General features: G+C 50.5%; 7 protein-coding genes. 3 read left to right on the top strand and 4 right to left on the bottom strand.

Annotated features, from left to right (window positions below; all coding sequences use genetic code 11):
* The first annotated feature begins 774 nt into the window (after positions 1-774).
* On the top strand, positions 775-3,669 hold the full coding sequence (locus tag GGR27_RS19325) for a SusC/RagA family TonB-linked outer membrane protein (RefSeq protein WP_168040478.1): 2,895 nt from the start codon (positions 775-777) through the stop codon (positions 3,667-3,669).
* Positions 3,670-3,682: 13 nt separating this feature from the next.
* Positions 3,683-5,041, top strand: a complete 1,359-nt coding sequence (locus GGR27_RS19320; protein ID WP_168040476.1) for a RagB/SusD family nutrient uptake outer membrane protein — start codon at positions 3,683-3,685, stop codon at positions 5,039-5,041.
* Between the two features lie 119 nt (positions 5,042-5,160).
* Here GGR27_RS19320 and GGR27_RS19315 read toward each other — a convergent pair whose 3' ends face one another.
* Positions 5,161-5,523 carry a DUF1304 domain-containing protein gene (locus GGR27_RS19315; RefSeq protein WP_168040474.1) on the bottom strand — a complete coding sequence of 121 codons (363 nt, stop codon included), beginning with the start codon at positions 5,521-5,523 and terminating at the stop codon, positions 5,161-5,163.
* Between the two features lie 64 nt (positions 5,524-5,587).
* On the opposite strand from GGR27_RS19315, the gene GGR27_RS19310 reads away from it, so the two are divergent.
* Positions 5,588-6,442, top strand: coding sequence for a class D beta-lactamase (locus tag GGR27_RS19310; RefSeq protein ID WP_168040472.1), 855 nt, complete (start codon positions 5,588-5,590; stop codon positions 6,440-6,442).
* Between the two features lie 114 nt (positions 6,443-6,556).
* Here the strand turns inward: GGR27_RS19310 and GGR27_RS19305 are convergent, their stop codons facing one another.
* The 3 genes from GGR27_RS19305 to GGR27_RS19295 form a co-directional block, all read right to left on the bottom strand.
* Positions 6,557-7,321, bottom strand: coding sequence for a segregation and condensation protein A (locus GGR27_RS19305; RefSeq protein ID WP_168040470.1), 765 nt, complete (start codon positions 7,319-7,321; stop codon positions 6,557-6,559).
* Positions 7,322-7,773: 452 nt separating this feature from the next.
* Positions 7,774-8,298, bottom strand: a complete 525-nt coding sequence (locus GGR27_RS19300; RefSeq protein WP_168040468.1) for a GAF domain-containing protein — start codon at positions 8,296-8,298, stop codon at positions 7,774-7,776.
* A gap of 250 nt (positions 8,299-8,548) precedes the next feature.
* The gene (locus GGR27_RS19295) at positions 8,549-9,385 is read right to left on the bottom strand and encodes a DUF2911 domain-containing protein (RefSeq protein ID WP_168040466.1); all 837 of its coding nucleotides are present in this window, start codon (positions 9,383-9,385) and stop codon (positions 8,549-8,551) included.
* Positions 9,386-9,602 lie beyond the last annotated feature (217 nt).

The raw sequence follows: 9,602 nt of genomic DNA, 5'->3' as shown, positions 1-9,602 counted from the left end.
CCTTGGTGCGCGAATCTGGAAAAGTTCCTTTATCGAATAATAGCGCTCGATCCCGGACAAAATCACCCGATTGTTAAAAATGTCTAGTAGTATGGTTTTTGGCTTAGTAACTGAATCTTACGCAACTGGGTTATGCCACATAAACACACAAGAGTAAGTACACGGTGCTTCGGCGTAGCCGTACACCGATTTTTGTGCTTTTGTGTTTATGTGGCGAAATAATCTGCGTAACATCAGTTAGTAAGTGTATGATTTTCTTAAAAGAGAAGCATTCGATCCTGTCCGGGTTGAATGCTTTTTTGTGTGGAGAAACGGAGTGTCGTAAAAACGATTCTTCAAAAACTTCTTTCCGCCAGTTATGTGATGCTCAAAGTGGTCAGTAGGCCAAATTATAAGTGGTAGAAGCTTAGCTTAAAGTTGCGCGGCCGCGGGTGCAGGGTAGATTTGTGAAGGGCAATACCGGACGCTACATAAAAAATATCAAATGATTTATTCTTCCCCACCACACTAGTAAATAGGAGCCTTTTGGCAAGAGAAAGCCAATTAATGGCCCCGGCCCGTCCTGCTTCTCATCAGGTTATCCGCATTGCATAGATTACCTTGTAATTAATCTCGCCAGTACTTATTAGTTGAGCGAGCGATTTTAACTAGGAATTCTTTTACACTCACTAAGTAATAACAGTATGAAAAAATACTTAACAACAGCCTTGTTGCTGCTCGTTAGTCTGGTCGCTTCCGCCCAGCTAGCCATCAAGGGTACCGTGACGGATGGTGATGGCCATCCCCCTCATTGGTGCTACTATTCTCGAGGCAGGTACCTCCAGCGGAACCGTTACCGACATCGATGGCGGCTTCGCCATGACCTTGTCCGAAGGAGCTAAGCAACTACGCATTAGCTATACGGGGTTCATTACTAAGAACGTCCCCGTTACTAACGTAACCTCCTACGAAATCATCCTGGCGGAATCTTCTTCTACGCTCGACGAAGTTGTCGTGATTGGCTACGGCTCTACCAGTAAGCGCTTCCTGACGGATAACGTAGTCAAGCTTTCGTCGGAAGACATTGACAAGGTACCCGTGGCCAATTTTCAAAGCACCTTTGCCGGTAAAGCGGCGGGGGTTCGGGTGACGCAGACCAACGGTAAAGTTGACGCCGGTATCAATATCCGGGTGCGTGGTGCTTCCAGTGTTAGTGCCGGTAGCCAACCACTGTACGTGCTGGACGGTGTTCCCCTCATCAATCAGAACGAATCTCAGAACGGCGCACCCACTAACCCGCTTCTTTCGTTGAGCCCCTCCGAAATCGAGTCCATCGACATCTTGAAAGATGCTAGTTCCGCAGCCATTTACGGCGCGCGGGGAGCGAACGGGGTTGTCCTGATTACCACCAAACGCGGTAAGATCGGTAAAGCTAGAATGAACCTCAACGTGTCCACGGGCACCAGTTCCCCAACGAACTTAGTAGAATTCCTCAATGCCGAAGAATACGTGGAACTGCTTACCGAAGCGTCCGTAAATGGAGGGGAGGAAGCAAGGGTTATCAGAACGCTCGACGCTATTTCTAACGGCACCGATTGGCGCAACGGTGAGGTAGATACGGATTGGAACGACGAAGCATTTCGTTCCGGCAGTCAGACCAACGCTAACTTCTCCGTTTCCGGCGGTGACGAAAAAACAATCTACTACTTCGGGGGAGCTTACAATGATACCGAAGGCATCCTACTCGGTAACGCGCTCGAACGTTTTTCCGCCCGGACCAATCTAAAGCACAATTTTACCGATAGATTTTCTGCGGGACTAAATCTGGGCTATTCCACCACGACGATCGATCGGATTGCAAATGACAACGCCTTCGTTAATCCCATCCAGGCAATTGCCCAGGCACCCATCTCACCGGCTCGCCTCGCGGACGGTACTCCTTATGCCGGAACTGTATACCCTAACTTCCTCCTGGAGTTAGATTTCGGTAACTATGTTACTAAGCTGCGCAGATTGACCGGCAAGGCGTATGGCCAATACAAAATCTTGGATGGCCTGAGCTTTAATACTGACTTTGGCTACGATATGAGTTACCAAACGGAAGATCAATTTCGGGGTAGTCGGACGCCTTTTCAAGCTACAAACGGTCAAGTCCGTAATTCAAACTCAGTTCAGGAATCCTACGTATTTACTAATTACCTTACTTACGAGAGAGACTTGACGGAGAAGCACAACATCAATTTAGTCGCCGGTACGGAATTCAACCAAGCGGACCGATTTTTCAATAGCGTTACCGGTAATGAATTTCCCTCTGATGATTTTCAGACCATCAATAGCGCGGCAGAAATCACCGAAGGTTTAGGCGTACGAAGTTCTTACGCCTTTTTCTCTTATTTTGGACGCGCTCAGTACGTTTATGATGGTCGGTACTTCGTAAAGGGTAGTATTCGTCGGGACGGTTCTTCTCGTTTCGGTGCTAACTCACGTTATGGCATTTTCCCCGCAGGATCAATCGGTTGGATTGTTTCACAAGAGCCTTGGCTACAGAACAATCCTACGCTCTCTTTTTTGAAGCTCCGGCTTAGCTACGGGCAACTCGGTAACTCCGAGATTGGGAACTTTCCCTCGCTATTCTTATTTCAGGGAACGTCCTACAACCAACGGTCGGGTATCCAGCCCACCCAACCCGGCAACAACGATCTCACCTGGGAGACCTCCACTCAGTTAGATTTGGGACTTGAGTTCGGACTACTAGATAGTCGGCTCTCTGGAGAAATTGACTTTTATAACAAACGTACCGAAGGATTACTGTTTGAAGTACCTCTTCCGGGTAGCTCCGGAGCTACCGCAATTAATCAGAATATCGGTATACTAGATAACAGAGGTGTCGAATTCGTGCTGAATGCGGACTTAATTAACAGTGATGGCTTTGTTTGGAATGCTAACTTCAATGCGGCGCGCAACTTCAACGAACTAGTTGAGCTGCCTAACAACAATGCGGACGTCATTTTCAGTCAGAACATCAACCGCGTTGGCGAGCCGATTTCCGCGCACTACCTTCCGGAATACGCCGGCGTGGACCCCGAAAACGGAGACGCACTTTATTTCATCAACGGCGATGGTGAGGATGCTGGCGAAACGACGAATAGTGTTAACGAGGCTAATCGAAAAGTCGTAGGAAATCCGTTTCCGGACTGGACCGCGGGGTTCACCAATACAATATCATACAGGGGTGTAACCCTCAACTTTACTTTCATGGGTGAGTGGGGCGCTTCGGTCTACAACGGTGGCGGTCGCTTCCAATCAGCAAATGGTGATTTTTACGATAACCAAACCGTCGACCAACTCAACCGTTGGCAGAACCCGGGTGATATTACGGACGTGCCGGAGGCCCGTTTCTTTGGCGGCAACGGGACGGCAAATTCCACTCGCTACCTGGACCGAGCTGACTTCATTCGTCTTCGGAACTTGACCCTGAGTTACGATCTACCGAGACTGTTTAACGACAAGGTAGGCTTGTCCGATACTCAAATCTACTTCACTGGAATCAACCTACTCACGTTTACGGATTTCCCCGGCTACGACCCGGAATCTCGTAACGACTCAAACGATGACTTGAGTACCGGTCAGTCCTTCTACTCCGCCCCCGCCGCTAAGACGGTATCCGTGGGTATTAACGTAAACTTCTAAATCTACCGGAACCATGAGACAATTAATCAACACACTCTCTTTCGGCCTCCTTTTCTGCTGCCTCACCGCCTGTGGTGATCGATTAGAGCTAGCGCCGGAACAATCTATTTCTGGAGAACTCGCCACGGCTACGGAGGCTAACGTTCGCAATATTTTGGTTGGCGCGTACGCCGAGGCGGGCAAGGACGAATCCTACGGTGGGCAGATGCAGTTTATGGCTGATTTGCTCGGTGCTGGTGACCGCATTTCCTGGGTGGGAACCTTTCTCGACCCCCGTCAGGTCGTTACGAAAGATATTTTAACGGATAATAACTTCATTGCACTTTTCTGGAACAATCACTACGCAACGATCAACCAGGCCAATCTTGTCTTAGACAACCTGGATAAGATAGAAAGCGACCCGGAAGAAAGGAACCGTATCGAAGGCGAAGCAAGATTCTTGCGCGGCCTCTGCTATTTTGATTTGGTGCGCCACTTTGGTTCCGGTGACATGGGTGTTCCACTACGCACGACCGGAATCTCCGATTATGCCGTAGACCTCTCGCTGGATAGATCTCCGACCAGTGCTATCTATGACCTAATCCTTGCCGACCTTCAAACGTCAGTAGACATCCTACCAGGATCAAATAGCTTTTTTGCTGATGAGTATTCCGCTCAGGCCCTTTTGGCAAGGGTGAATCTGCAACTAGGTAATTATGAAGTAGCTAGGACCGCTGCCAATAATGTTATTCTGAATAGCGGTCGGATGCTAACGGCTGACTATGCCGGCGCATTCAATAATGACGAAAACAGTACCGAAGATCTATTCGCCTTTCAGGTTACTTCACAGGACGGGCAAAATGATTTAATTAATCATTATGCGGATGAGGAGAATGGTGGCCGGGGTGGCGACATTATCGTTACCGATGCTTATTTAACGCTATTTACTGATACGTTGGACGTGCGGGGGGATTACTTCTACGCCAGTCGGCAAAGTGGTAACCGCCTCACCGGTAAGTACAGTAATCAGTTTGGTAATATCGCCCTTATTCGTTTGGCCGAGATGTACCTTATTCGCGCCGAAACTAACCTTCGGCTAGATACGGAAGTCGGTGCCAGTCCACTAGCTGATTTAAATACCATACGGGCTCGTGCGGGAGCTGAACTGTTAGAGGATGATGATGATAACATCGAAGATGACATTAGCATTAATACGATTCTTGAAGAGCGCTTCCGCGAGTTAGCCTTCGAAGGTTTCTTCATTCACGACATCCGCCGCCTCGGCCTTTCCGTCGATGGATTTGACGCCGACGCGAATGAACTCGTTTTCCCAATTCCGCAATCTGAGATCGATACCAATCCAGCAATAACGCAGAACCCCGGGTACAACTAAACTTGCTCGAACCGTAAAGCTTTTTTGCCAGGAGGCCCGTGAATATAATTTCATGGGCCTTTTCGGTTGTTTCACGACTGGTATCAAGCTAAATGTGAATAACAATAGTCAATTTGCATCTACCTTAAGAGAATCAACGCGATCCCAACCACCGCTGGCACCATCTGAATAAACAAAATCTTCCGATCCACCGTCAGTGCACCCACAACACCGGCTACGGCCACACAGGCTAAGAAGAACAAGCCGACGTTTGCCGACCACGCCGCATTCTGAATGAGTAATGACCAGATCAGCCCCGCCGCAAGGAATCCGTTATAAACGCCCTGATTAGCGGCCATGACTTTGGTGCTACCAAATAAGGCACGGGGCATGCTGGGGAATGCTTTCGGCCCAGCGGTTTCCCAAGCAAAAGCCTCGATCCAAAAAATGCAGAGGTGGATGAGAGCAACGAGTGCAACCATAAACTGAGCAAGTATTGACATAGGAGAGGCGTTTAGGTCTGACTAATGGATAACCTAGTAAGGTGAATTACCCATCAATTAGACCATGTATCGACTAATTTTATTTTCACTGTTGCTTTGTCTACTCTCCTGCAGGGAGTCAAGAACGGGCGTACTAAGCGCCGATGCGCGCGGCGAAGTATTTCAACAGCGTCGGACGCTAGCCGGTCTGGATAGCTTGTTTTCTGCCAGCAATCTTACGGGGTCAATCCTCCTCTACGACGAGAGCTCAGACAGTTTGTTTTCGAACGATTTCGGCTGGAAAGCGGAAGGCGCACTTCCTGCGTCTACCTTCAAGATTGCCAACACTGTAATCGGGCTGGAGCTAGAGCTGCTTAAAGACCAGAATACCGTATTTGAGTGGGATGGTACCGAGCGAAACAACGCGGGTTGGAACCAAGACCTGACGGTGCAACAAGCTTTCGCCCGGTCCTGCGTCCCCTGCTACCGAGGCTTAGCACGCTCCATCGGTGCGGAACGGATGAACGACTATCTGCGTAAACTGAACTACGCCGACATTACCGTCACGCCCGACAGCGTCGACGTATTCTGGCTACTCGGCTCCGCCCGCACTAGTCCGTTAGAGCAATTAAGGTTTCCGCACAATATCAAAAATCAATCACTTCCACTACGACCAGAAACTTATACTAAACTCTCCGCCATTATGCGGCGGCCGGAGGGGAAGGGGTATAAACTTTATGGAAAAACCGGCTGGTCCATCGACCGAGGCCAAAATAACGGCTGGTTCGTCGGCTACGCGGTTGCGGGTGAGCGAACGGTATACGTAATCGTGAACGTCGAGCCAGTAAATGAATTTGACCGGGAGGTATTGTTGACGGGGAGAATGGCTATTGCGCTAGCGGGAATCAGGGCTATTTTGGATGGAAACCTTGCCGAATGAGCGTTAATAAGTCCAAGTATTAAGGTTATTTATGTAGTAGGATAAAGCTTTCGGAGTCCGGCCCTGCCCAATCAACTTTTCACTCCCGATAGCTATCGGGACCGCGCCCTGATTTTACTCCTCCTCCCCAAGTGGCAGACCCAGCCAAAAATTATTCACCCCCTCTCCGGGTATCAAGCGAATCTCGCGCGCATTGAGTAATTCAAGTAAGCCAAGAAACGCAACGATTGCATGAATACGCGTCTCGCAAATCGCAAAAATCTCCGTAAAACTCGGCCGCGCCTTACCAAAAGCCGTCCCCGCAACCAGCGTCATAATCCGTTCCTGCTCCTCATCGACCGTGTGGCTAAACTGCGCAATCTCGTGAATAGCTGGCCGGTTAGCCTCGTCCTCCAGCCGCCCCAGCATCCGCTCGTACGCCTTGAGCAATTTAAAAAGCGTAACCGATTCCAGTTCGACATCCACCAGCGCCCGCGTAGCAATTTGGGAAAGCTCAGCCGAAATATTACCCCGGTAACTACGCATGCCCCGGTCGGTTTCCAGGCGGCGAAGTTCTTCCAGGACGGATTTATAGCGTTTGTACTCCAGCAGCCGCGCCACCAACTCCTCCCGTGGGTCGATCTCGTTACCTTCCTCATCAACGGCCTTGCGTGGAATGAGCAGCTTCGCCTTAATCCGGCAAAGCGTCGCCGCGACCAGCACAAACTCACTCGCCAGATCGATGTCCATAGACTCCGCCTGCCGCATATAAGCTAGAAAATCGTCCGTTACCGTGGCGATGGGAATGTCGTAGATATCCAACTCGTCCCGCTCAATGAAGAACAGCAGGAGATCGAAGGGCCCTTCGAACTGGGGTAATTTTATTTGATAGGTAGCCATTGGGGTGGGCGAAGGTAGTTGACGCGATTACACTTCTGATGAACTTTTTGCGCAGACACTCCGTGCCAGCACAAAAAGATACATTCGACGAGAACCGCTGGCAGCAGTGAAGCTAGAGCCACTGTATTGTGGATCCTCGTAGAATGACCATAAATGCATACTACTGGACATTTTCCCCGGACGCTTGGAGGACCTCAACAATTTCGCCTTCGGCTTCACGGCAGAGGACGCTCCAAGGTCCTCAAGTAGAATTTTAGAACCTTGGAGCGTCTCGAAACTAAAGCGTAGCGAAGGGTTTCGAGTCCTCCAAGCGTCCAATTTGAAAATGTCCAGTAGTGTGCCACAAATGTCAGGGTTGAGTACCACTAAGCTTAGTTCTCATCGGATGCGTCTTTTCCAGCCCGAGCGAAGCGAAAGGCCGGAAAAGCTCATCAGATGTGTAACCAAGCGGGCTAATTCCCGAAAATTCCCCCCAGTAATCCCGTTAACCACCGCTCATCAACCCCATCAAAAGAACCCAACTCCGTACTATCCACGTCAAAAACACCCAGCAAACTACCATCTGCCCGCAGAACCGGCAGGACGATTTCCGACTGGCTATTCGGGTCGCAGGCGATGTGCTCCGAACCTTGCTCCAGCGCGTGCGTATTGGCAACGATCTTGGTTTTGCCGGACTGGGCCACGCTACCACAAACGCCCCGACCAAATTTAATGTAAAGACAACCGAGCGTCCCCTGGTACGGCCCTACGCGCAGCGTCTCGTCACCCCGGTTAAGATAAAATCCCACCCAGTAAAAGTAAGGCAAGTGAGTTTTGAGCAAGCAATTAACGGTCACCATTTTAATCTGCTCGTCCGTCTCCTCCCCCAGCGTAGCCAGGATTTGCTGCCGGGCGGTTGCGTAGGCAGTTTCCTTCTCGGCGGCGGAAAGATTTTGGGAAGGCTTAATAAAGTACGGCATTACGGAGGTGGCACTCATGGCTATTTGATCTGTTCGGCAGGCAACAACGTTAGACGAGTATTGGATGCACGAAAAAGCCGTGGACTCAGGGCGAGTCCACGGCTTTTTTTTGGGGAGGAAAGAATAAAGAGATAAGAGTAAGGATGGTCCCGTACTTAGTCGGGATCGCTACGCTCTTTTGATAAGAATGACTCCTAAGCCGAAGTCCGAGGGCGCGAAGCGCACGAGTACAACGTCCTTACTCTTTATTCTTACCTCTTTACTCTCTCTACATCATCTTCAAACTCTGCTCATTCATCCGAACATAATCCATATTATCATTCTCCTTAGCTTTCTCCAAAGACATCTCGAACGACTTCTTAGCTTCGTCCTTCATACCCAGTTGCTCCTGGATCAAGCCCTGGCGGCGCAACATCCAGTAACGGGGGTTGTCACCGGCCATGGCGTTGGCGGCCATGATCATCTTGAGGGCTTCGTTGGCGTCGCCGTTTTCGGCCGTGAAAGTGGCGGCGTTGAAGTAATCGTTCATGCTCGGTCCGGCCATGACGCGCTCGATGCTGGCCTGGACGGCTTCTTTGGCGTTGGTCTGAATGGGTAGCATGGCGGCGGTGTTGCCCCACATCATGACGAGGTCGGCCGCGTCGGTCGTGTAGTTGCGTACGTCGATCGTAAAGGTTTCGACTTCGCTGCCGGTGCTCATGGTTTTGGCCATGACGGTGGCGGCGGGCGTCTGCTCGACGTAGCTATTCCAGCTACCGCTTTCGTAGGGGAAAAGCATTACTTCCCACTGATCGGCGGCGGGCTTGGTGAGCACGGCGTAGCTGCCGGCCTTGACTTCCTGGCCACCGACCATAACGTCTTCGGCGAAGGTGATCTTGGTGGCTTGGTTAGCGCCGGTGCGCCAGATTTCGCCGTAAGGAACGAGTCCGTCAGCGGCAAAGATCGTGCGGCCCTTCATGCCGGGGCGGCTGTATTCTACGTGGACGTCGGTGAGGCCAACTACGGTCTCCATCTTAACCATGGGGCTAGGGGAGGGCGTGTTGATCTGGGCGGTAAGGCCGAAGGCCGTAAAGGCCAGGAGGAGGGTGAAAAATTGCTTGCGCATGTTGGTTGTAGTTAGTTTTGGCTTGAGTTGCCGTTGGTTTAAAACAAATTGCCGCGGTCGCCGGTGCAAGGTTAATTAGCAAAGAGCAATGGCTACGGGGCCACGAAGATACGGTGTTGGCACCTCTATTATTATAACAGGTCGTTAATGCTTAGGCCCGTAGGGTCGTCTAACGTTGCGAGGCGGGTTCACCCCCTCGTTTATGATCATTCTAAGT

The organism is Neolewinella antarctica (assembly GCF_011927835.1).
GTDB lineage: Bacteria > Bacteroidota > Bacteroidia > Chitinophagales > Saprospiraceae > Neolewinella > Neolewinella antarctica.
Note: the sequence above shows the minus strand (reverse complement) of the source record. Positions and strands in the feature narration are given on the sequence as shown.

Excerpts from the sequence above, each read along its gene's own strand:
- GGR27_RS19325 (WP_168040478.1), top strand. The coding sequence starts at position 775 with ATGGCCATCCCCCTCATTGGTGCTACTATTCTCGAGGCAGGTACCTCC.
- GGR27_RS19320 (WP_168040476.1), top strand. The coding sequence starts at position 3,683 with ATGAGACAATTAATCAACACACTCTCTTTCGGCCTCCTTTTCTGCTGC.
- GGR27_RS19315 (WP_168040474.1), bottom strand. The coding sequence starts at position 5,523 with ATGTCAATACTTGCTCAGTTTATGGTTGCACTCGTTGCTCTCATCCAC.
- GGR27_RS19310 (WP_168040472.1), top strand. The coding sequence starts at position 5,588 with ATGTATCGACTAATTTTATTTTCACTGTTGCTTTGTCTACTCTCCTGC.
- GGR27_RS19305 (WP_168040470.1), bottom strand. The coding sequence starts at position 7,321 with ATGGCTACCTATCAAATAAAATTACCCCAGTTCGAAGGGCCCTTCGAT.
- GGR27_RS19300 (WP_168040468.1), bottom strand. The coding sequence starts at position 8,298 with ATGAGTGCCACCTCCGTAATGCCGTACTTTATTAAGCCTTCCCAAAAT.
- GGR27_RS19295 (WP_168040466.1), bottom strand. The coding sequence starts at position 9,385 with ATGCGCAAGCAATTTTTCACCCTCCTCCTGGCCTTTACGGCCTTCGGC.